Raw genomic sequence first — 22,361 nt, 5'->3', positions numbered from 1 at the left:
CGAACTCCTCACCATCGACGAACACACCACCACCAACCACTTCGCCAAAGAAATCCGCTGGAACGCCGCCTACCACCGCCTCGCCCAAAACCTCTAACCACACCCCAACCAGACCCGCGCCAAAACGAAAGGTGCTCCGGTCGACCGGAGCACCTTCGATGGAAATGGTTACGACGGACTGCCAGGAACGGAAAGGGGGCGGGGGAATCCAGTTTATTCCTGTGTGACCGCATAACCGGGCACAGACGGCCAGCGAACCGTCAGCAACACGGATTCCTCTTCCGCGAACCAAGAGTGGTCGACTCCGTGCCCCCAGACAACATAATCTCCCTGCTTTTCCAGAACGATGCTGCGTTCTGGGAAATCCACGCGAAACCGGCCGCTGATGAGCACCAGGAGAGCGGTGCGCTCTTCACCCCTCACCCACTCCAGACGCTCGTCGCCACGCGGGTGGATGCCCCATTTGATCTCCACCGCCTGGGTGTGACGGGGATCGTCGACATCCTTGAAGTGTCCGAGAATCCACCCACGATCCAGTGGGGCATCCGCGCCTGCATTTCCTGTATATACACTGCCTTCCATAAAGCGGAACCATATCAGGCATAAACGGGAACGAAAGTGCGCAATTCTTGGATGGATGGGGGCACGTCGGCACCTTCGAGACGCGGAGTGCGACCGACGGACGCGTCGAGTTCAGGATGATCTGCTACACCGCTGCGCACACTGGGCCGTTGCTTGCCGCGAGGGAGATCGCGGAGTCTGATTGGTTCGGCTATGGCGATCGTGCGCGGGTCTCGGCAGTGGACCAGATGGTGTTTGACGCATTGCATGCCACCGGCCAACTGCCCTGACGAGCAGAGGTACGGTATGGGGCAGTCGCGCGATCTACGACGCCGCCCCCATGTAGTGGTGTCGGCTCAGCCGAACCTCAGGATGCGTGGCGCGAAGGTGCCTTCGGGGCCGTCGGCCCGGCCGACGGCCCACACCGTCGCCGTGCCCGGCACCGGTGCCAGCCGCAGCGACCAGGAGTCGCCCTCCCCGGTAACCGTCGGTTCGCTGTACTCGGTGAAGGACTGTCCGTTCCAGGCCAGGAAGTCCGGGCCGGGGACAAGCGGCGGAGTGCTGCCAGACGGACCCCACTTCTCGGAGCGGGCCACCGCGACCCAGGCCAACTCGCCGGACGTGGTGGGTGCCAGGGAGCTGATCGAGCCGAAGTCGGTGGGCACGGCCATCCGGCTCCAGTTCTGCCCGTCCCAGCGGACCAGCAGGGGCGGAATCGGCCGGCCCGGCGGGCCGCCGACGAACCCGGCCGTGCCACCCGCCCACACCTCCGTCGGTGAGACAGCCAGCACGCTGCCCACGGCCGACCGCGGGAACCCGTCCACGATCGTCTGCTGCCACCCCTGCCCGTCCCAGTGCGACACGGCCGCCCCTGAGTCGGCGGCGCCCGCCGCCCAGACGTCGTCGGCCGCAAGGACGTGCAGGCCGTACACGGATCCCGGCGGCACGGGGAGGTCCTGCCAGCCGCGCCCGTCCCAGCGCAGCAGCACCTGTGCTCCGTCCCGCGATCCGATCAGCCAGGTCTCCTCGGGGCCGGCGACGAGTTTCGTCGGCACGACACCACGCGGTGGCGGGCTCTCGTACCAGGCGATCCCGTCGAAGCGGAGCAGGCGTGCGCCGCCTGCGGAGTCCCGGCCGGCGGTCCAGACCTCGGTGGGTGAGGTCGCGGCGATGGACAACAGTTCTCCCTGCCAGCCGATTCCGGGAAGGCTCTGGCGCTGCCACGCTGTTCCGTCCCAGCGCAGTACCAGTGGGAAGCCCGGTGCCTGGCGACCGACGGCGTCGGTGCCCACCGCCCAGGCCCGGTCCGGTCCGAAGGCCACGGCCTCGTTCAGCCCGGCCTGTGGCCGCACCTGCGCGGGTACGGGGAAGTGTTGCCAGGAAGAGGGCTCTGCCGCTGCCGAGGCCATGGTCGTCATGAAGGTCATGGCGACGGCCAGGACCGCGACGAGAAGTCTGCGTGCCATGGTCAGCCTCCCAGCCGTTCACTCATCAGGTTCGGTTTCGAGCCGTAGACCTCGACGGTCCCGAAGGACAGGAGCGAAACTCCGGCGCTCGCCAGGGCACGCGGTTCTACGTCGATCGCGTTCGTGCGCTCCGGGCCGTAGGAGAAGGTGGTGCGCGGGCCGTCGACCCGCGCGTACTTCGACTGGAACGCGCGGTCGCTGCGCACCGGCAGCCACAGCGCTCCGTCCGGGCCGCGCACCATGCCTTCGGTATAGGTGTCGCCCAGCGGTGGGTAAGCGGTGCGCCAGGCTCCGTGCCCGGCCCAGGTCATCAGGTAGGTGCGGGCCGCACCGTCGGTGTACCGGCTGCCGCCGATCGTGACCCGGCCGGACGGTTCGAGCAGGATCGTGTGCACGTTGCTGTCCGGTGGCAACGGCACCTCTGCGTCCCGCCACGTCGTGCCGTCCCAGCGCAGGACGGTGGTTCCGTTGCTGGTGTCGGCCCAGGCCCAGGCATCGGCGGCGGTACGCGCGGTGATCCCCATCAGGAACAGCACACCGTCCGGAGTGGACTGTGCGGTCCAGCGGGAACCGTCGTAGTGCAGCACCTTCAGCCCGGTGGCGTCCTCGCCGACCACCCATGCGGCGCCCCGAACCGCGGTGAAGTCCTGGTAGGTCCACAAGGTCTGCGGCAGCGGGACGGTGCTCCAGCCTCGCGCCGACCGGCGCAGGATCTCGCCCTCACCCGCACGGTTGTGGAAGATCCAGACTTCCGCACCCACGAACTGCACCTTGCCGAGCCAGCCCGGCTCACCGGCACCGGGGAACGTGGTGTCCCGGCTCCACGCGGTGCCGTCCCACCGGTACAGCATCGGCCGTAGGCCATCGGCGGCCTGCTCGTACCCGGTCGCCCACGCCTCCCCCGGCCCGCGGGCGGCGAGATCGGACACGGTCACCGGTGGAGCCGCCGACGGCACCGGCAGTGCCGACCAACTCGGTGGCACTGCGGCGTCCCCCGTCGCGGCCGCAGTGGGCGACACCACTGCGACACACGCGACCACGAGCCAGACGAAGACCGCACGGAGACCGTTCACGGGACCCCCCAGAGCGCGAAGGCCGCACACGCTATTGGCCTTCACCGGTCCGTGCACAGACGGCATTCGGCCGATCGTGGTCACTCCGGGAGCCGTGGGACTCCTGGGTGTACGGCCGGAGCCGGAGCCGTGCGATCGGGCGTGGGTTCGAGGCGTACGACGAGGCCCTTCGACGTGGGCTGGTTGCTGATGTCGGCGACGCTGTCCAGCGGCACCAGGACGTTGGTCTCCGGGTAGTAGGCGGCCGCGGAGCCCGGCGCGGTCGGGTAGGGGACGACCTCGAAGTTCTCGGCCCGGCGTTCCATGCCGTCCGCCCAGACGCTCACCAGGTCGACGCGGTCGCCCTGGGTGAGACCGAGTGCCGAGAGGTCTGCCGGGTTGACGAGGACGACGTGGCGGCTTCCGTGGATGCCGCGGTAGCGGTCGTTGAGCGTGTAGGGGATGGTGTTCCACTGGTCGTGCGAGCGCAGGGTCTGCAACAGCAGATGGCCCTCGGGCGCCTTCGGGACCACCGGCTCGTTGCGGGTGAACAGCGCTTTGCCCGCCGAGGTGTTGAACACGCCCTCGTTGACCGGGTTGGGCAGCTGGAAGCCGCCCGGGCGCGACACCCGCGCGTTGAAGTCGTGGAATCCCGGCACGATGCGGGAGATGCGGTCACGGATCGTGCCGTAGTCCCCTTCGAACCGGTCCCAGGGGATGTCCGCCTTGCCGTCGAGGGTGCGGCGGGCGAGCCGGCACAGGATGGCGACTTCGCTGAGGAGCAGGTGGGATGCCGGTGCGAGGCGTCCCGTTGAGGTGTGCACCTCGCTCATGGAGTTCTCCACCGTGACGAACTGTTCGCCGTCGGCCTGGATGTCCCGCTCGGTGCGGCCGAGGGTCGGCAGGATCAGCGCCGTATCACCGCAGACGGTGTGGGACCGGTTCAGCTTGGTGGAGATGTGGGTGGTCAGCCGGCACGAGCGCATCGCCTCCTCGGTGACCGCGCTGTCGGGAGCCGCGCGCACGAAATTGCCTGCCAGGGCGAGGAACACCTTGATGCGGCCCTCGCGCATCGCCCTGATCGAGTTCACCGAGTCGAGTCCGTGCGGGCGCGGTGGATCGAAGCCGAACTCCTTCTGGAGCGCGTCGAGGAAGGAGTCCGGCATCTGCTCCCAGATGCCCATCGTGCGGTCGCCCTGGACGTTGCTGTGACCCCGCACCGGGCAGACGCCGGTCCCGGCGCGCCCGAGGTTGCCGCGCAGCAGCAGGAAGTTGACGATCTCCCGGATCGTGGGAACGCCGTGCTTGTGCTGGGTGATGCCCATCGCCCAGCAGACGACGACCCGTTCACTGCGCAGGACGTCGTCGCGTACCTTCTCGATCTCTTCGCGGGTCAGTCCGGTCGCGGCGAGGACGTCGGCCCAGTCCACCGTGCGGGCGTGCTGGGCGAACTCCTCGAAGCCGGCGGTATGGGCGTCGATGAAGTCGTGGTCCAGGACGGTGCCGGGCCGGGCGTCCTCGGCTTCCAGCAGCAAAAGGTTGAGGGCCTGGAAGAGGGCGAGGTCGCCACCGGGCTTGATGTGCAGGAAACGGTCGGCGATCTGGGTGCCTCGTCCGATGACGCCGCTCGGCTTCTGGGGGTTCTTGAAGCGTCGAAGCCCGGCCTCGGGCAGCGGGTTGACCGCCACGATGCGGGCACCGTTGCCTTTGGCCTCCTCCAGGGCGGAGAGCTGGCGCGGATGGTTGGTTCCGGGGTTCTGGCCGACCAGGAAGATCAGGTCGGCGTGATGAAGGTCGTCGAGGCTGACGGTGCCCTTGCCGGTGCCCAGCGTCTCGCTGAGGGCGAATCCGCTGGATTCGTGACACATGTTGCTGCAGTCGGGCAGGTTGTTGGTGCCGAAGGCACGGGAGAAGAGCTGCAGGACGAAGGCGGCTTCATTGCTGGCCCGGCCCGAGGTGTAGAAGACGGCCTCGTCGGGGGAGTGGAGCGAGGTGAGTTCCTCGGCGACCACGCCCAGGGCGTCGTTCCAGCTGATGGGCTCGTAGTGGTCGGAGTCCGGGCGCTTGATCATCGGCTCGGTGAGCCGGCCCTGCTGGTTGAGCCACATGTCGGAGCGCCCTGCGAGCTCGGAGACGCTGTGCTCACGGAAGAAGTCGGCGGTGATCCGGCGCGTCGTGGCCTCGTCGTTGATGTGCTTGGCGCCGTTCTCGCAGTACTCGTTGCGATGACGGTGCCCAGGGGCCGGATCGGCCCAGGCGCAGCCGGGACAGTCGATCCCGCCCACCTGGTTCATGGTCAGCAGATCCACCCCGGTCCTGCGCGGGGAGGTCTGCTCCAGGGAGTACTCCAGCGCGTGCACGACCGCGGGGACTCCGGCTGCCCACTTCTTCGGCGGTGTCACGGAGAGGGTGGTCTCCGGCTCCTCACCGGGCGGGTTCTGCATCGGTTCGCCTTTCTCTTGCCGAGTCCGGGCCGCGGGTCAGCCGACGGGCCACTGGGCCACACGGCTCCTGGGCGGTTCCGGATGGTCGTGCTGTACTCGCCCGTTGCGGATGGTGCCGCGCCAGGCCCCGCCCTCCTGACCGAGTCCCTCGATGAACTGCTTGAAGTTGTGGAGCTCGCGGCGCACCAGCCGAGCGGTCACCTGCGCCGCCCTGGACGATCCGGTGAGCACTTTCGCCACTCCGTGCGGTTCGAGCAGCAACCGGACGGTGACCGACGCGCCGCCCGACTCCGTCGGCCTGAACTCCACCTCACCCTGGTGGGAGGGGTGCTGTTCCAGACCGCGCCAGGCCAGGTAGGAATCGGGGTCCTGCTCCACGATCTCCACCGCGAAGCGGCGGCGCAGCGGTCCGTAGCCGATGGTCCAGGCCGTCACGGTGGGCCTGAGCTGTTCGACGCCGAGCACCACGGTCGAGAACCGGGGGAAGGTCTTGAACTGCGTCCACTGGTTGTACGCCGTCCGCACCGGTACCGCGACCTCGACCGTCTCCTCGACATGCTGCTTGCGCAGTGGCCGACGGCGTGTGACGCCCCCGCTGTCGGGACGCATCCCCGGCATGTTCGGAACAGCCTGCTGGGAGTCGTGTTCACGCGCCATCGTGGCCTCTTTTCCGGTGCGGAAGGCGGGTATCCGCGCACCCGGCTCCCTGTCGTGCGTCAGGGCTTCTCTCCCGGTTCCCACATCGCGGTCTTCGAGTCGCCCGAATGTGTCCGCGTCCGCTCGGGTTCGGCATGGGTGGCCGGCCTACCGTCGGCGGTCGCGGAGCCGGGCCGGGGAGGCAACGAGCACGGCGAATGAGGAGTGCGCGTTCCGCTGTTCGGCGGTGTCGCGTATGCGGTCGGCAGGTCGATATGACTTACTCGGATCCTCACTCGACCTGGGTACCCGGGAGCGTACGATGGGGCGACCTTCTAGATCACTTGGGGCCGATGTGGACGCGGGCGCTACGGATGAGCGGAAGATCGCTTCCGATGTGTTGCACATCCGTGCATACGCCGAAGCAGACGAGCCTCATGTGAGGGATTTGCTGGGCGGCCTTCCAGATCTTTACCCGCATGGCGACAAATGGTTGGACCGTACTTTCGGAGAGATTCGTCAAGGGAAAGCACGTCTGACCGTCGGCGAAATCGGGAACGACATCGTGGCAGTCTCGATCGAGAAGCCGAAGAGCCGTGGCAGGATGAAGCTCTCGACTCTCTACATCCATCCAGACTTCCGGAACATGCGCGTGGGTTTCTCGTTCTTCAGTGATCTTGACACCCGATGGCGACGTGAAGGGTGGAGCGAGGTCTACATGACGGTCGCCAGCCAGGGTGCATACGAAGTGGAACGCCTGGTCAAGGCGTTTGGATTCGCGTGCATCGCGGTCCAGGAGGACCGCTACGGGCCGGGTCGGAACGAATTGGTGATCAGCAACGTTTCAGGGTCTTAGCGGTAACACGGGGGCCGGGGGCCGAGAGTGGGGTACTTTGCCGTTCTCTTCAGGAATAGTGGCGAAAAGTTCAGAATCCAGCGGTGCCACATAAACTTATGGGCCCTGCCTGGACTGCTTCCCGGGCGTCGGCTGCTGTATTTCGATGTCGGCCTCGACATCGAGGCCGTGGGCAACCGTCCCGTGAAGTCGGTCCAGTTATTGTTGCCGTTCCGGGTCGAGGAGGCGCGCTGGCGGACCGGTGCCGCGTACGCGTTGGACCTCTGGGAGATCGCCGGCCAAAGCGACACCGCCGAACTCATCTTCGGCGGACCTGTGGAGCAGCACCTCTCCGCCGGCGAACGCCGGGTCGAATCCAGCAGGCTGGCGGAGCCACTCCAATTCGTTCGCATACGCGAGAACGAGGTCGCGCCCGTCGAGGATTTCAAGCAGCGCGACGACTGCTCCCTGTTCAGGGTGCCCTTGGACAAATCCATACCACCAGGACAGCGTCGGTACATCCGGCTGCGCTGGCAGGTGTTCGGGACCCAGCCGATCTGGGAATGGAAGCGCGGCGGCGGCGGAGCCAGGGTCGACCTGCGGATATCTGACATTCGGGAGAGCAGATTCGCGAGCCAGGAGCGCCCGTTGCGTTCCAGGATCGCGGAGATCGAACGGGTCAATTTTTTTCTGGTCCTGCCTCCGGTTCTCCAGGTCATCGCACACAGTCCCGCTTTCAATTACCTTCGCCGACTTGAGCACCAGGCCTGGATACCCTATCTGTGGGGGACTGCTCACTTCGCATGGAAGCGGGTTCTTGTCGTGTATTCCTGGCGGCACTCCAGTGACGACGGGGTCAAGCCGATATCCATCGAGAACCCGTTCCGTGTCTTCCTCGAGTTCGGTAGAGCCGTCCCGGAGTCCTGTTTCTACCGAATCGCAAAGGCTGTCCTCCTCGTCTTTGTCGTTCTGTCGGCCCAGGACCACTGGAGCCTGGTGAACTCCGCGTTTCAGGCGGTCGCCCACATCGATTTCCTCGCCGTTCTTGCAGTGGTCGGCGCGGGAACCCTGCTGGGTGGCCTCGCGCTCTTCGAGCGTGTTCGTTCCTGGACGCAGAACCGCTTTCTGAAACCGCGCGTGTGGTTGCGGAGGGTGGAACGGTCCATTCTGGGACTTACGCACCCCCGGAGTTCTTGAGGGCGGAGGCCGGTCCAGAGAACCGCGAGCGCACGGTGCCGGCCGCACGGCGCGGCTCAGATCCAGGTGTCGAGCCACATCCTGGCGTGCCAGTCGGCGTACGGGATCGTCTGCCCGGAGTAGATCGGGAAGAAGTAGATGAAGTTCCAGACAATGAGCAGGACGAGCGCACCCGCGGCCACCGCGCCATGCAGTCGGCGCCCGTGGGCCGCGCCCGGCGGGCCCAGCATGGCACCCAGCATCATCGCGACGGCCAGACACAGGTACGGCACGAAGACGATCGAGTAGAAGGAGAAGATAGTGCGGTCCTGGTAGAGGAACCACGGCAGATAACCGGCCCCCACCGCACACAGGACGGCGCCCGCGCGCCAGTCCCGGCGCAGCGCCCACCGGTAGAGCAGATACCCGAGCGCGCAGCACGCCGCCCACCACAACAGCGGTGTGCCCAGGGCGAGGACCGTCTGGGAGCAGTCGGTCGTCGAGCGGCAGCCGTCGGTGCCGGGTTCGGGGGACTGGTAGTGGAACAGCACAGGCCGACCCAGTACCGGCCAACTCCACGGATTCGACTCGTACTTGTGTGGATCGTGCAGACCGATGTTGAACCGGTACACCCCCGACTCGTAGTGCCAGAGACTGCGCAACGGTGCCGGAACCCACGACCACGGGCCGCCGCGGCCGTCCGCCCAGTGGCGTCCGTAGCCGTCGTCGGACAGGAACCAGCCGGTCCATGTCGCCAGATACGTGACGGTGGCGATGGGGACGACGGACAGGACCGACGGGCCGAGGTCCTTGCGCAGCACCGCGCGGTAGGGATGGCGCGCCCCTGCGACGCGGCGCGAGCCGACATCCCACAGCAGGGTGAGGACCACGAAGAAGACGAGGAAGTACAGGCCGTTCCACTTGGTCGATGCCGCCAGGCCCAGGAAGAGGCCGGCTGCCGCCCGCCAGGGCCGCATTCCTGTTCCGGCCCGGTCACCGGTGCCCGCGTGCGGGCGGACCCGGCCGTCCTCGTCGGCCGGCAGGGCCGCCGCCAGTCGGGCCCGCGTCTGGTCGCGGTCGATGAGCAGACTCGCGAACGCTGCCAGCACGAAGAACATGACGACGAGGTCGAGAAGCGCCGTGCGGCTCATCACATAGTGCAGACCGTCCACCGCCATCAGCGCCCCGGCCAGGCAGCCCAACAGGGTCGAACGGAACAGCCGGCGCCCTGTCCGGCACAGCATCAACACCGACAGGGTGCCGAGTACCGCCGTCATGAAACGCCAGCCGAAGGGGGTGAGGCCGAACATCCACTCGCCAAGGGCTATGACCCACTTGCCCGTCGGCGGGTGCGCGACGAAGGAGCCGGAACCGGAGAGTGGGATCACCTGCGGATCAGCCAGGATCTGCGGGTCGGCGATTTTGCGGTCCGGCCAGGTGCCCTCATAACCGAGCCGCAGCAAGGACCAGGCATCCTTGGCGTAGTACGTCTCGTCGAACACGACCGTCCGCGGGCTGCCCAGACGCCAGAAGCGCAGCAGCCCGGCCAGCAACGCCACCAGCAGCGGCCCGCCCCACCCCGACCAACGCGCCACCGCCGGGGACAGCCCGAGCGTGCGCCACAGCAGTGGCCGTGGTGCGGGAAACGGAGCGACCAGGCGGTCGCGCACGGACGGGTGCGCGTGTCCGACGTACCCGAAGTCGCGCAGTCGCCGCTGCCAGGAGACCGGCCGGCGATCCGCTCCGGTGTGTGTGACGGGGAGGGAGGCGGGCGCGTTCCGTGCCACAGGGACGGGTGCGGGGGCGTTGTCGTCAATCACGTGGTGGGCTTCCCGCTCGTGGTGACGCGGTACGGCGTCGGGAGCGGTGCTGTGGTCGATGTGAGGGTGGATTTCGAACCGTCCTCGGCGGTCGACGCCGGTCGGACCACCGGCGGCCCCGGGACGGACTCGGCGGAGGTGGCGGGCCGGGGGCGGGGCGCGGTGCCGCCGTCGGCGAAAGAGCTCGAGACCGCCAACAGGCCGAGTCCGAGACCGGCGATCGTCAGCGCGGAACCGGTGGCCATCCACGCTGTCCGGGTCCGCTGCCGGGCGCGCACGGCAGCTCGCAGGCGGTGCCGGTGCCGGTCTTCGTACGGCGTGTCATGTCGGCTGTCACGCATCATTCGTGCCAGGTCCTGCTCGAAGTGATCCATGGTTCCTTCTTCACTCCACCGGTTCGACCGCATCGGACATAAGCCGCCGCAATCGCGCGACACCGCGTGCCGTGAGCGAGCGAGCGGTGCCCACCGGACACCCCAGTACTTCGGCGACCTGCTGCTCGGGCAGGTCCTGGTAGTAGCGCAGCACGATCGCGGTGCGCTGCCGCGCCGGCAGCAGCGCCAACATGGCCTCCAGGCGCGTCCGTTCGTCCACGGCCGCGATCTCGTCTCCTGCGTCGGGCGGATCGGGCAGCTGGTCCACGGGACGCTCGCCCCACCAGCGACGCCGTGCCGAGCGGGCTGCGGCGCGGGCCAGCACCTTGCGCACATACGCCTCGGGCGCCTGCTCGGCGACCTTCGGCCAGACGAACCACAGCTTGACCAGCGCCTCTTGCAAGAGATCTTCGGCCCGGTGCCGGTCTCCACCGGTCAGCAGCCGTGCCAGGTGAAGCAATGCCGACCACCGAGCCGCGACGAAGCGGTCGAACTCATCGGCCCGCAACTGCCCCATCAGCGTCGACCCCTGCCCCCTGCCGGACACCCCGGCTTCTGCCGCATTTCGTGGCGCAGAGCGGCGGACACGTTCATGCACACCATGCGCCGCCGCGCGGCCGCGAACCCCCTACACCCTTCACTAAGACACTGGACCGCTCGCCGCTATGCACTCCGGCTGTGTGGCGTGGGTCACCCTGGCCCTGTCGGTGCTTCCGACCGGGAGGCATCCCCGCGACTCCTGCCCACTCCCCGGCGAGCGCGTCGTACGGCCGTTCCGCCGACGGTTCACACGGCCGGTACCTACTAGGTACCATGCGGTGTATGCCATCCCTGAACGTGCCGTTCACCGAAGAAGAGCTCGAAGGCGTGCGCGCGGCCGCGGGCGCCGAGGGCAAGAGTCTCAAGCAGTACCTGCACGACCTCGGCGTCCGCGAGATGCACCGCAAGCAGTTCATCACCGGCGCGAGCGCCTGGGCGGACCGGCTGCGCGACGAGTTCGACGACGCCTTCCCCGACGAGGTGCCCCCCTCCGAGCATCCCGGCGGGGCTGCGGCTGCCTGATGCACCTGCACATCGACGTCTCCTGGCTCCTCGACGTCCAGGAGGCCGCCCTCGGCTCCGAGGACATGTCGGTCGCGGATTACTCCGCCCTGGTCGCCGCCGTGGCCCGGCACAGGACCAAACTGCCCACCCTCCAGGCCGCCGACCCGGACGCCGCCTGGCGCGCGGCCGCGCTCATGCACACCATCGTGCGCCTGGAGCCGCTCCCGTTCCGCAACAGTCTTTACGCCGCGTTCGTCGCGGCTCAGTACATGGACCAGTCGGGCGAGGGCATAGACCCGCCCTACGGTGCCCTTCCGGACCTCGTCCGGAAGATCCGCGACACCCGCCTACGGGTCCCCGAAGCCGCCGACCAAATCCGGTCCTGGAAGATCTGACCAGGGCGGCGCCCGCTGCATAGGTGGGCCCGAGAGGGCCGTAGAGGGCCTGCACCGGTCGGCCTCCGACGATATCCGACCCCTCCGGCCGAACCGTTCTCGAGCACGATCAGGCGGGCATGTGAAGGTCGGCGTCGAGCTCGTCCGGCCCCGCTGCTTCGGCCTTGTGCCGCAGGCCTGACCTGAGGCAGTTCTCCGCGTCGCCGCCTGTTCCGGGGCTGGAAGCCGGGCCTGGCGATGAAGATCCAGGAGCGGCACCGGCGGCTTGAGCGTGTCGTGGGCCGGTTCCGGGCACGGCCGATGTGAGAGCGGCGCCTTCCCTCTCGGCAGGCAGGTGGGCGCCTTTACCTCGACGGTCTGTGGCGGTGTGAACGAGGCGGGACGGCCGCCGCGTTGACGGTCTCTGAGCCGGACAGCCCCTCCTGGGCGGACCGGACACGCCGGCGACGCTCGGTGCCCAGATGCGGTCCTGTCTCCCGGGCGGCGATCCATTGCGTCGGAGCGTCCAGGCGCGGCCTGCACCACCACCTGTGCACGCACCCGCACCCGCGGCCGGCACGCGGGGTCATCAGCCGGGGGGCGGGCATGGCGGGCGAACCGACCGGCCGAAGTGGGTCACTGGTACCCCGCAGCCCGTCCCGGCTGTCCCGCCCGTCACCGTCCCCAGACCCCGCAATGACCGGTGCAGGAGGCCACTTGGAGGGGAAAAGCGCAACTTCGACAGGGCCCGCGGAGGCAGCTACCTTCACCTGGTCCTCGGCGATCGCCCGCGGTCGCACAGGGGTTTCTCGGCCTGCGCCACCCGCGACGGGACGAGTCGGCCATGTCCCACGAACCCCCGCCCCATGCGCAAGCCGAGGGACCGAGTCCACACCAGGCACCCCCGACCAGGGAGAGACGCATGCCCCATCTTGCGCTGTACACATTCGGCGTCCTGAAGTCACCTCTCGCCGATCCCGCACCTCTCACGCGCGAGTTCTACGACGTCGGTGAGGCCGTCTACCGGAAGATCAGCCAGCACCCCGGGTACCTCGCTCATGCCGAAGCGGCAGACGGCGACCGGGGTTCCCTCTTCGAGGCGGACTGGGGTGCCTGGGGCGAGTTCGCCGTACCGACCTGGTACAGCAAGGGCCGTACGGCGGAAACCACCGCCCTGGCCGCGACCCTCTCGCTCTGGACCGACCTGCGCCCCGCCTTCGACGCCATCTACACCGGTGTGCACCGTGAGGCACTGAACAGGCGTTACGACTGGTTCGAGAGGACAGGACACCCGAGTCACGTGTTCTGGTGGGTCGCCGACGGCGTGGTCCCCGCGTGGCAGGACGGGGTCTCCAGGCTGGAACACCTCCACGACCACGGCTCCGCGCCGCAGGCCTTCACCTTCCACCACTCGTTCGCCCCGGAGGGAACTCCGACCAGGATCAAAGGCTTCGGACCGGAGGGCGACCAGGTTCGCTGACGAGGAAGCCTGGACGACTGGGTTCGCTGTCGGTCCGGCTCCTGTCTCAGATGATCTGGTCCGCCCACGTGGTGTGGTCAGGGGTGGGGCGGAGGTTCTGCGATGCCGATGAAATGCGCGGCCATGGTCCGGATGTGGACCGACCACCCGAGCGTTGTGAGGTCGTCCTTGAGGGTCTGGGCATCGTGGAACACCTTCACGATGCGGTACTGGCTGCCGTCATCGAGCCGGCGCAGCGCCGCCGGGGCCGGCTGGTTCGCGAGAACTTCCTCGTACGCCGCAGCGGTGGGGCCGTCGTCGATGAAGATCGCCTTGCCGCCCGGCGCGAGGGCGGACGCGACGGTGTGCCAGAAGTGGGGCAACCGCGTCGGAGGGACATGGGAGAGCCAGAAGGCGAAGAACACGGTGTCGTAGCGTCGTGGCGGCTGCCATTGAAACAGGTCGGCCTGAAGGAATTGAACGGTGGGGGATGCCGTGCGCGCACGAGCCAGGTCCAGCACTTCGGACGACGCGTCGACAGCCGTCACCGACTGCGCCCGCGCGGCGAGCCTCGGGGTCCACTGGCCCGTTCCGCAGGCCAACTCCAGCACATCCCCGGCAATCGGCAGGTCATCGACGACAGCCAGTAACTCCTGCAGGGCTTCGTACTCTGCGTAGGGCCGGTCGTACTGGGCCGCTCCGACCCGGTAGTAGGCCATCTGCTCGGTCAGGAGAGCGTCGTCGTTCATGCGGGTTCCTCTCGTCCGGGTTCGGGCAGAGCCGAACGTACTCAGCTCGCCAGCTGGTCGCCACGGATACTGCCGGCCTGCATCGAGACGCCGGCACCCCTCTGGCTCCCTCCCCAACTCCAGGACGCCTTGCGCCACTTCATCCGCGAGGCTCCCTTCAGGAGAAGATCGCCCGAATCGTTTCGTATGACACAACCTTTGCCAGAGCCTGAACGTCCAAAGAACAACAAGAGACATGTTGTCTTCGCCGGGGGAGCGTTCACGTTCATGCTCAAGGTCAGCATCGTGGTACCCGTCTACAACGCGGGCCGATACATCGACATATGCGCGCCGTCACTTCTGCATCAGACCTTGAGGGAGGACGCGTACGAAATCATCTACGTCGACGACGGCTCGACCGACGACTCGCCGCAGAGGCTCGACGAGTTGGCGGACAAGCACGCGCACGTGCGAGTGGTCCACCAGGAGAACTCCGGGTGGCCCGGCAAACCCCGCAACGTCGGCGTCCGGGAGGCCCGTGGCGAATACGTGCAGTTCGTCGACCAGGACGACGAGTTGACCCCGGCGGCTCTCGAACATCTGCATCTGCTGGCCACCCGCAACCACTCCGACATCGTCCTGGGCAAGGTCATCGGCACCATGCAGGGCCCCAGCAACGTCTTCAAGCGCACCGTGGAGCGTTGCACCGTCGAGGACGCGCCCCTCATGGAGAGCCTCACCCCGCACAAGATGTTCCGCCGCGATTTCCTTCTCGACCACGACCTCAGGTTCCCCGAAGGGCCCGTGCGGCTGGAGGACCAACTCTTCATGGTCCGCGCCTACTTGCGCGCCAAGACGGTCTCGATCCTCGCCCACCACCCCTGCTACATATGGAAGCGCCGGGACGACGGCGGCAACACCAGCAGCCGCGGCACCACCCCGGAGGACTACTACGGTCACCTCCGCACGGTCGTCGAGGCCATCAAGCAGGACACCCGGTCCGGCCCCCTGCAGGACCACTTGTTACGGCGCTCCTACCGCGTCGAACTCCTGCGCCCGGTAGGCGAACCCCGCGTCCTCAAGCGCACCGGCAAGAACCTCGAGCGCCACTTCGACGTCGTACGCGGCATGGCTCTCGAGTCCTATCCGCCCGGTGTCCGCGACGGCCTCCCCGCCCTCACCAGACTCCGGGCGCACCTGCTGGAGGAGGGGTACCTGGATTCCCTCGTCGAACTCGCCCGCCGCATCCAGGGCATCAGGCCCGAGATCACCGTCGACGACATCCGCTGGCGCGACGGGAAACTCCACCTCACCACCACGATCGGGATGCGCCGTGCCGACGGCGAACCCCTCACTCTCGTCGAACGCTACGGCCGTCTGCTCCTCGACCCCGACCTGCTGGCCGGCATCAAGGGCGCCGAGGGCTGGGAGGCCCCGCACCCCCTTGGGCACGCCCACGGTGAACTCCTCGTCCACGACACGGCCCAGGACCTGTGGTGGTACCCGGACGCCGACCTGACCCCGCGCACGCAACCGCTCGGCGGCGGCCGCCACCGTGTCGTACTCGCCGGTGAAACAGCCATCGCTCCCCTCGTCCTGGCCGGGGGCACGCCGATGGGGCCCGGCATGCACCTGGTGTGGGCCAGTGCCCAACTTCTCGGCGTGGGCCGCAGGGCGAGGGTGACCAGGGACGACGCAACGCGCCGTGCCGGCCCGGGCTTTGCGACCGGTCTCGGCTTCGGCTCGGTCCAGGTCGGCACTCCGCCCCGTCTGGTCATCTCGGGCTGGGGCGGCCCGACCGGCCAACTCCGGCTCTCCGTCCGCCCACCGGGCCGGGCCACGCTCCCGCACCGCCTGCTCCTGCACACCACTTCGGCCCCGCACATTCGCCGAGCGGCCCGTACAGCTCTCGACCGCCTCCCCCCGGACATGCGCCGCCGGGCGAAGAAGCTGGCGCGGAGGGCGGATCCCTGGAGCGGCAACTGAGGGGAGGCAATGGGTCCCCGTCGGGTCGCGGTGTGCGCGAGCCGACCTCCGGATCGGTGAGGGCCAGCTGCGGCGCACGCCAGAAAACGCTCGAAACTTCGAGGAATGCCGGTCGATGGCCGGGGTATACGCGTGCTTGCCGGACGAGGGTCCGGCGAGCACGAGACCGATCAGCCGGGAGGGGCGCATCATGACGACAGCCACCGTGCAGACCGCTGAGCAGACCTTGGACGTTCCTGAGATCGCGGAACCGTCCAAGGTGGCGCCCAAGGACGCACGAGAGTTGTCGAGGCTGTTCTTCGACCAGCTCTCGGTACTGGACGAAGGTACGCCCGCCTACCAGTACGCGCGCAACACGCTGATCGAGATGAACATGTCCCTCGTCCGCTACGCGGCCGGCCGGTTCCGCAGCCGGGGGCCGGAGGAGATGGAGGACATCGTCCAGGTCGGCATGATCGGCCTGATCAAGGCGATCGACCGGTTCGAACTGACCCGTGAGGTGGAGTTCACCTCCTTCGCCGTCCCCTACATCGTCGGCGAGATCAAGCGGTTCTTCCGCGACACCTCCTGGGCCGTGCATGTGCCCCGGCGTCTGCAGGAGGCCCGCGTCCAACTGGCGCGCGCCAATGAGGAACTGCACAGCCGACTGGGCCGGACACCGACGATCAGGGAACTGTCCGAGCTGATGAGCCTTCCGGAGCAGGAGGTCGTCGAGGCCCAACTGGCCTCCAACGGATACAGGTCGGCCTCCCTGGACGCGGCCATCAGCGGCAACGAGGACGGCGAGGCCGCGCTGGCGGACTTCATCGGCAACGAGGACGCCGCCCTCGGACTGGTCGAGGACTTCCATACCCTCGCTCCGATGATCGCCGAACTGGACGAGCGCGACCGGCAGATCATCCACTGGCGCTTCGTCGAAGAACTCACCCAGGCCCAGATCGGCGAGCGACTCGGCGTCTCCCAGATGCACGTCTCCCGACTGATCACGCGCCTCCTGGCCCGGCTGCGCGAGGGCATGCTCAGCACCCAGTGACGGACGTCGGCCCGTGGTAGGCCGGTTCGCGGGATCCTGCCGGTCACAAGGCAGGATCCCGCGAACCGGCCTCACCGCATGCCATCCCGCAACAGCGCGGCCCGGGTGAGGCGGACCGGCTCATTCCCCGTGCGCGGACCTCGCCAGCTCCGCGTTGAACTGAGCGCCGACCAGAAGCGCCAGGTTGGACAGCCACAGCCAGATCAGAAAGATCACGACACCTGCCAGCGAACCGTACAGACGGTTGTAGGTGGCGACGTGTGACGTGTAGACGGCGAATCCGAGAGAGACGACCAGCAGCAGCACCACCGCCAAGGTGCCCCCGGGAGCCATCCGGCGGACGGGACGGGAGCCGACCGGGCCCGAACGGTACAGAACGAGCACCAGGGCGACGGCGACCACGGCCATGACCGGCCATCGCAGTGTGTCCCAGGCGGCCCGTGGCCCGGTACCCAGACTCAGCGCGCCGCCCAGACGCCCGGCCAGATCGCCGGTGAGCAGCAACGCGAGCGTCGATGTGAGAAGCAGGGCGATCAGGACCAGGGCCGTGGCGATGATGCGCGGAGCGGTACGCCAGACCGGCCGGTTCGCGTTTGTCCGCTGCATGGCGTAGAGCGCCCGACGGAAGACGCTCAGATAGCTGCACCCCGACCACAGGGCTCCCGTGCCTCCGACGAAGATCAACGTCCATGCCGTCGACGACTGTTCCGCCATCTGCTGCAGGGTGCTGCGCAGCAGAGCGCGGGATGCGGTCGGAGCGGCCTGCACCATGCGGTCGATGACATCCGGCTTGGCCGTGGGCATGGTCAGACCCAGGATCGAGAGGATCACCAGGAGCAACGGGAAGAGGGCCAGAACCGCGTAATAGGTGAGCGCGGCGGCCCAGTCTGTGACGTCGTCGTTCCAGACGCTCACCGGCGTCCGCCGCAGTGCCCCCCACCAGCGAGCCGTACGACGGTCTGCGTCATCCATGGCGCGGATGTTCTCATTCTCCGAAAAAGGGACCGGAATCATTTCCGCCCGATCTTTTCCTGGCTATCGATGGAGAGGGCACGGTAAAGCCCTGAAGGCGTGCGGTATCCCGCTGATTCCCCGGGGTTTCCTTCACAAACAGAGCATCGTCGGTGAGTGACGGTGCTGTGCGGTCAGTGACGCGAGCCCTAGTGGGGCAGTCGCCGTAGCCACAACAAGGCAAGGCCGTAGGCGGCGGCCGAAACAGCGAGTCCCGTGAAAACCGTGGCCCTGTACGCCCAGTCGGGCAGGGTCTGCATGAAGAACCCGAACGTGACGTCGCGAGTGAGGAGGAACGCCGCGACGGCGGCGAACATCGCACCCGCTGACTGCCTGGTCCACCCTCCCGGCTTCGAGGGCACCTGGTCGGCCGGGCGGGGAGCAAGGGGTTCTGTCACCCGTCACTTGTACCTGTCACTGTGCGGCTCATCAATGGTGACCGGTTCAAGCTTTGCCCAGGCTGTGTGCATGAACTCGGGCGACGCCTGCGATTCGCTCCGGTGTCAGAGTTGCGGGCCGGCTCACAGGAAGCGCCGGATCGGGGTGACCGCGACTTCCTTGACGCGTTGCACCACCGCCCGCCGTCTCCATCGCGTGAGATCGATGTCCACGCTGTGCGTCAGGTCCGACTCGTAGTCCCGGTCGAGCGAGGCGGTGAACTCCTCGTCGAGAATGGCGAGCATCACCTCTTCGTCGTGGTCCATGGACCGCCGGTTGAAATTGGTGGATCCGATGAGCGAGGCGACCGAGTCGACGGTGATGATCTTGGCGTGCATCATGGTCGGCTGGTACTGACGGATGTGTACACCGGCCTGCAACAGACGGGTGTAGTGATGTTGACCGGCGAGCTGACAGGCACGCTGGTCGGTGTGAGGGCCTGGGAGCAGGATCTCGACGCGCACACCGCGACGAGCGGTTTCGCACAGCAGGTCGATGAAGTAGGCGTCCGGGGCGAAGTACGCGGTGGCCAGCCGGAAGCGTTCCTCTGCGGAGCTGAGCATGACCCGGATGAGGGTCTGCATGTCCTGCCAGCCGATGCTCGCGGAGCCGCGGACGACCTGTACCACCGCCGAGCCTGCCTGCGGATGCTCCGTGAAGCGGTCGCGGTCGTCGAAGAGTTCCTCGTGGCACTCCGCCCAGTTCTGCGCGAACGCGGCCGCGATGCCGTCGACGGCCGGACCCCGCACCTGGACATGGGTGTCCCGCCACTCGGCCGGGGTGCGCGCGTCACCGCACCACTCCTCGGCGATGCCGACGCCACCGGTGAAGGCGGTGTGCTCGTCGACGATGAGAGCCTTGCGGTGGCAGCGGTGATTCTGCTTGAACGGCGACAGCCACGCCGGTTTGCGGAACCAGGCCACCTGCACACCGGCGTCGCTCATGAGGTCCAGCAGCTGCCGCTCGATCTCCTTGGCACCGAATCCGTCGAGCAGCAGACGTACCCGCACTCCCTCGCGAGCGCGGTCGGCCAGCGTGGCGGCGAAGTCGTGGGCGACCTGACCGCGCCAGTACACGAACGTCATCATGTCGATGGTGTGCCGAGCCGAACGGATCGCCCCGAGCATCGCGGGGAAGATCTGATCACCGTTGCGCAAGGGCACCAAGGCGTTGCCCTCGGTGGCGGCCACGCCGATCAGCCGCTCCAGACGGCGCCGTAGGCGCTGCTTGCGCGCCGCCGCGTCGGGCGCGGTGTCGCGGGCAAGGGATGCAGGTCTACCGCCGAGTGTCACGCCGAATCTCCCACCGGGCCATGGAACGAGAACATCACGGGCTGCCGAGCGAGCCCGAACAACCTCATGCCCGGCCGGCGCCGCGACACTCCAGCCGCCGTGACGGCGGGCCGGCGAGAGGTGGTCCAGGGGCGGCGGCCGGCCTCCCGCGAGCCGTCAACTGCGCCCGGGGACGTTGATGTGGAGGCGGATGGTGGTGCCGTGGTCCCGGGTGGAGCGGATCTCGACCAGGTCGCAGAGCTGGTGGACGAGCCAGAGGCCGCGGCCGCCGATCTGGTCGGCGGTGGGGCGAGTACGGCCGGCCATCACGTCGGCGATGTAGCCGGCGTCACGGAACTCGCACAGGAACGTCGAGTCCCGGGTCCAGGTACGCACGGTTCCACGGCCCCCGCCGTGCCGGATGCTGTTCGTGGCGATCTCCGAGACGGCGACGGCCAGCTTCCGCTGCTCATCCTCCGGGACGCCCGCGTCGGACGCGCACTGGGAGACCTTCGAGCGGACCGCTGTCAGATCACCATGTGTGTAGCTCAGTTCCTGGAACGGATCGCACGGCGGGTTCAGGGCCTCGAAGGGGTACTCGTCGGCGCTGAGGTAGCCCTCGTTGCGGACGTAGTGGCCGTCCTGGCGGATCAGCGGGTGACAGCGGGACAAGGACTCCAGGGCGCTCTGGTCGTCGTCCGCATCGTCGTAGGGGCACAGCATCGACCAGGCGGAGCTGTGGGCGAACGCTCGGTTCAAGAGCCACTCGTGATAGCGCAGTTCAGACAGGTGCGCGGCATTGCGTGCCTCACGCCAGGCTGTCTCTCCGATGCCCCGGACCGGGCGGTCACCCTCACCACGCTCCTTCATCCAGGCCACCCAGGCGCCGATGGACCGGCCGGGGTTGGGCCCGAGCGCCGTGGTGTCGACGAAGGTGACGGCGGGCTCGTCGGCGAGTTCGCCGCGCAGGAGTGAGACCTTGTCCGACGGAACGGCGACGACCACGGCCTCACCGCCCTCCAGGGCCTCGTGGATGTAACCCAGCGTTCCGGACAGGAACTGCGCGTCTCCGCGATAGCGGTAGAGCTCGTGGCGGAACGAGGGCCAGGCCTGGCCTGCCGGCTTCGAGGGCGGAATCGCGGTCACGCGGCCATCACCACCGGCATGTCGGCCGTCGCGTAGCCGGCGAGGTCCCAGCACAGTCGTACCGTCTCGTTGGCGCCTTCCACGACGATCAGCCGGTCCGGCAGGTGACGGGCGGCATCGACGAGGGCGTGCATGCCCGCGGCGTCGATCATCTCCAGGCTGTCGAAGCGCAGCCGCACTTTGGGCGAGCACCGGATCGCCGCACGCACCGCCATGTTGAACGCGCCCGCGCACTCCGAGTCGATCACTCCGTCAACGCTCCAGCTGTCGGCGCCCGCGCTGTACATCCGGAAAGCCGGACGCTCAGCGCGTATGCCCATCTCGTGCGGGTGCACTCCTGCCACGTGTTCCAGCGTAGGCGCGTCCCACTGCGACGGCTGGAAGGCACACAGCACGATGGCATTGCTCTCCGAGGCGAACTCATCGAGTCCCAGCTCCTGGGCCACCAGGTTCTCGGTCATGCCGGGCGCTGTCCAAGGCGCCCGCTCGGTCAGTATGCGTACTGACCGGTAGCCCTCCCGGGCCGCGTTGCGGGCTTCCCGGCGCACCGCGGCCAGAAGGGAGTCGGGGTCCGCGGCACGTGGAAGATCGAGAATCACCGCGGCGGACGGGACAGCGTCATGGGTGAGGCCGGAGACGGCGCCGGTCGAGCCGACCACCACGATCTTGTCTCCGTACAGAGCGCCGTCAGCCACGTAGGCGAGCACATCGGCCGGCGCCGAGGCGGCTGAGTCCGTGTGCCAGCAGACGTGGTCACCGAGTTCGACGTCGTCGAACGTAGCCAGCGTCCGCGCCGCTCTCACCTGGTCCCCTTTCGGCCTTCCCATCCGTCCCCGGACACAGAGAGTACTGGGCCGACCGGGAGATCGTTGAGCCGAACGAGGATCAGCCAGGTCACGAGCACGCACCGGCAGTTGGATTTGTCCCCGGTTGCGTTCCCGAGGCAATTAGCGTGACCGGATGCCATCCGTGAATCTGCGCCATTCGGTGCGCGCGATCATCCTCGAGGCGGACAACTGCATCCTCCTCTGCCGGTTCGCGATTCCCGATCCGGCGGGAACCGTGGTGTGGGCAGCGCCCGGCGGAGGGATCGAGCCGGACGAGACCCCGCTCGCCGCACTGCGCCGTGAACTACAAGAAGAGGTGGGTCTCACGGTCGGGACCCGTCCGCCACACGTGTGGCACCAGGAAGTCGTGGCACCGGGACATGCCGCGGGTTACGACGGTGTCGTCAACGACTACTTCCTCATACGCACGACCAGGTTCACCCCTCGCGGAACACTGTCCGACGACGAGCTCGCCGCGGAGAACATCAGCGGCATGAAGTGGTGGCACCCGCGGGAGATCGCCGGTTACCAGGGCTCCGACCTGTTCTCCCCTCGCGATCTTGCGGCTCCTTTGACAGCGCTGATCACCTCTGGTGTTCCGGCCGAGCCGGTACTGCTCGGCCTCTGAGCGGACGTCCTGCTCAAGGGCCGCCCATCGGCTCTGCGGTCGGCGACGTGAC

22 protein-coding genes are annotated in these 22,361 nt (G+C 67.9%); 8 read left to right on the top strand and 14 right to left on the bottom strand.

What is annotated here, in order from left to right:
• Positions 1-213: 213 nt before the first annotated feature.
• The 5 genes from ACFYRX_RS18730 to ACFYRX_RS18710 all read right to left on the bottom strand — a co-directional run bounded on the left by ACFYRX_RS18730 (position 214) and on the right by ACFYRX_RS18710 (position 6,180).
• Positions 214-582 (bottom strand): signal peptidase I, encoded by a 369-nt coding sequence (locus tag ACFYRX_RS18730; protein WP_389100825.1) that lies wholly within the window; start codon positions 580-582, stop codon positions 214-216.
• 335 nt (positions 583-917) lie between these two features.
• On the bottom strand, positions 918-2,027 hold the full coding sequence (locus tag ACFYRX_RS18725) for a hypothetical protein (RefSeq protein ID WP_389100824.1): 1,110 nt from the start codon (positions 2,025-2,027) through the stop codon (positions 918-920).
• A 2-nt stretch (positions 2,028-2,029) separates the two neighbouring features.
• Positions 2,030-3,100 carry a hypothetical protein gene (locus ACFYRX_RS18720; protein ID WP_389100822.1) on the bottom strand — a complete coding sequence of 357 codons (1,071 nt, stop codon included), beginning with the start codon at positions 3,098-3,100 and terminating at the stop codon, positions 2,030-2,032.
• 80 nt (positions 3,101-3,180) lie between these two features.
• Positions 3,181-5,523 (bottom strand): FdhF/YdeP family oxidoreductase, encoded by a 2,343-nt coding sequence (locus ACFYRX_RS18715; protein ID WP_389100820.1) that lies wholly within the window; start codon positions 5,521-5,523, stop codon positions 3,181-3,183.
• A 36-nt stretch (positions 5,524-5,559) separates the two neighbouring features.
• Positions 5,560-6,180, bottom strand: coding sequence for an SRPBCC family protein (locus ACFYRX_RS18710; RefSeq protein WP_389100818.1), 621 nt, complete (start codon positions 6,178-6,180; stop codon positions 5,560-5,562).
• A gap of 334 nt (positions 6,181-6,514) precedes the next feature.
• Here ACFYRX_RS18710 and ACFYRX_RS18705 point away from each other — a divergent pair, with 334 nt between their 5' ends.
• Together ACFYRX_RS18705 and ACFYRX_RS18700 are read left to right on the top strand one after the other, a co-directional pair.
• Positions 6,515-7,015: a hypothetical protein gene (locus ACFYRX_RS18705; RefSeq protein WP_389100816.1), complete on the top strand. Its 501-nt coding sequence runs from the start codon at positions 6,515-6,517 to the stop codon at positions 7,013-7,015.
• A gap of 27 nt (positions 7,016-7,042) precedes the next feature.
• Positions 7,043-8,191, top strand: coding sequence for a hypothetical protein (locus ACFYRX_RS18700; protein ID WP_389100814.1), 1,149 nt, complete (start codon positions 7,043-7,045; stop codon positions 8,189-8,191).
• Between the two features lie 56 nt (positions 8,192-8,247).
• Here ACFYRX_RS18700 and ACFYRX_RS18695 read toward each other — a convergent pair whose 3' ends face one another.
• From ACFYRX_RS18695 to ACFYRX_RS18685, 3 genes are read right to left on the bottom strand one after another with little or no spacing between them, the layout of a single operon-like run.
• Positions 8,248-9,957, bottom strand: coding sequence for a dolichyl-phosphate-mannose--protein mannosyltransferase (locus ACFYRX_RS18695; RefSeq protein ID WP_389100870.1), 1,710 nt, complete (start codon positions 9,955-9,957; stop codon positions 8,248-8,250).
• Positions 9,958-9,986: 29 nt separating this feature from the next.
• Positions 9,987-10,364: a hypothetical protein gene (locus ACFYRX_RS18690; protein WP_389100812.1), complete on the bottom strand. Its 378-nt coding sequence runs from the start codon at positions 10,362-10,364 to the stop codon at positions 9,987-9,989.
• Positions 10,365-10,374: 10 nt separating this feature from the next.
• Entirely contained in the window at positions 10,375-10,881 is a 507-nt protein-coding gene (locus ACFYRX_RS18685; RefSeq protein ID WP_389100810.1) for a SigE family RNA polymerase sigma factor, read from the bottom strand.
• A gap of 305 nt (positions 10,882-11,186) precedes the next feature.
• Between ACFYRX_RS18685 and ACFYRX_RS18680 the strand changes: the two genes are divergently transcribed.
• From ACFYRX_RS18680 to ACFYRX_RS18670, 3 genes are all read left to right on the top strand, one after another.
• Positions 11,187-11,426, top strand: coding sequence for a hypothetical protein (locus ACFYRX_RS18680; RefSeq protein ID WP_389100808.1), 240 nt, complete (start codon positions 11,187-11,189; stop codon positions 11,424-11,426).
• A complete protein-coding gene (locus ACFYRX_RS18675; protein ID WP_389100807.1) occupies positions 11,426-11,803 on the top strand; it encodes a toxin Doc in 378 nt (125 codons plus the stop codon). The genes ACFYRX_RS18680 and ACFYRX_RS18675 overlap by 1 nt, the downstream gene beginning before the upstream one ends.
• 901 nt (positions 11,804-12,704) lie before the next feature.
• Positions 12,705-13,262: a DUF3291 domain-containing protein gene (locus ACFYRX_RS18670; protein ID WP_389100805.1), complete on the top strand. Its 558-nt coding sequence runs from the start codon at positions 12,705-12,707 to the stop codon at positions 13,260-13,262.
• A 77-nt stretch (positions 13,263-13,339) separates the two neighbouring features.
• Here ACFYRX_RS18670 and ACFYRX_RS18665 read toward each other — a convergent pair whose 3' ends face one another.
• Complete coding sequence (locus ACFYRX_RS18665) at positions 13,340-13,990, bottom strand: class I SAM-dependent methyltransferase (RefSeq protein ID WP_389100803.1); 651 nt, start codon at positions 13,988-13,990, stop codon at positions 13,340-13,342.
• Between the two features lie 267 nt (positions 13,991-14,257).
• Between ACFYRX_RS18665 and ACFYRX_RS18660 the strand changes: the two genes are divergently transcribed.
• Both ACFYRX_RS18660 and ACFYRX_RS18655 read left to right on the top strand, forming a co-directional pair.
• The gene (locus ACFYRX_RS18660; protein ID WP_389100801.1) at positions 14,258-15,955 is read left to right on the top strand and encodes a glycosyltransferase; all 1,698 of its coding nucleotides are present in this window, start codon (positions 14,258-14,260) and stop codon (positions 15,953-15,955) included.
• Between the two features lie 190 nt (positions 15,956-16,145).
• Complete coding sequence (locus ACFYRX_RS18655) at positions 16,146-16,988, top strand: RNA polymerase sigma factor SigF (RefSeq protein ID WP_389100799.1); 843 nt, start codon at positions 16,146-16,148, stop codon at positions 16,986-16,988.
• Between the two features lie 120 nt (positions 16,989-17,108).
• Here ACFYRX_RS18655 and ACFYRX_RS18650 read toward each other — a convergent pair whose 3' ends face one another.
• From ACFYRX_RS18650 to ACFYRX_RS18630, 5 genes are all read right to left on the bottom strand, one after another.
• Complete coding sequence (locus ACFYRX_RS18650; protein ID WP_389100797.1) at positions 17,109-17,960, bottom strand: YihY/virulence factor BrkB family protein; 852 nt, start codon at positions 17,958-17,960, stop codon at positions 17,109-17,111.
• A 188-nt stretch (positions 17,961-18,148) separates the two neighbouring features.
• Entirely contained in the window at positions 18,149-18,397 is a 249-nt protein-coding gene (locus ACFYRX_RS18645; protein WP_389100795.1) for a hypothetical protein, read from the bottom strand.
• 123 nt (positions 18,398-18,520) lie between these two features.
• Positions 18,521-19,729 (bottom strand): phosphatidylserine/phosphatidylglycerophosphate/cardiolipin synthase family protein, encoded by a 1,209-nt coding sequence (locus ACFYRX_RS18640; protein ID WP_389100793.1) that lies wholly within the window; start codon positions 19,727-19,729, stop codon positions 18,521-18,523.
• 156 nt (positions 19,730-19,885) lie between these two features.
• The gene (locus tag ACFYRX_RS18635) at positions 19,886-20,854 is read right to left on the bottom strand and encodes an anti-sigma factor RsbA family regulatory protein (RefSeq protein WP_389100791.1); all 969 of its coding nucleotides are present in this window, start codon (positions 20,852-20,854) and stop codon (positions 19,886-19,888) included.
• A complete protein-coding gene (locus tag ACFYRX_RS18630; protein WP_389100790.1) occupies positions 20,851-21,657 on the bottom strand; it encodes an MEDS domain-containing protein in 807 nt (268 codons plus the stop codon). The genes ACFYRX_RS18635 and ACFYRX_RS18630 overlap by 4 nt, the downstream gene beginning before the upstream one ends.
• Before the next feature lie 157 nt (positions 21,658-21,814).
• Here ACFYRX_RS18630 and ACFYRX_RS18625 point away from each other — a divergent pair, with 157 nt between their 5' ends.
• Positions 21,815-22,309: an NUDIX hydrolase gene (locus ACFYRX_RS18625; protein ID WP_389100788.1), complete on the top strand. Its 495-nt coding sequence runs from the start codon at positions 21,815-21,817 to the stop codon at positions 22,307-22,309.
• Positions 22,310-22,361 lie beyond the last annotated feature (52 nt).

The sequence above is a fragment of the Streptomyces sp. NPDC005374 genome, assembly GCF_042872225.1.
GTDB lineage: Bacteria > Actinomycetota > Actinomycetes > Streptomycetales > Streptomycetaceae > Streptomyces.
This window is presented reverse-complemented; position numbering and strand designations above follow the sequence as displayed.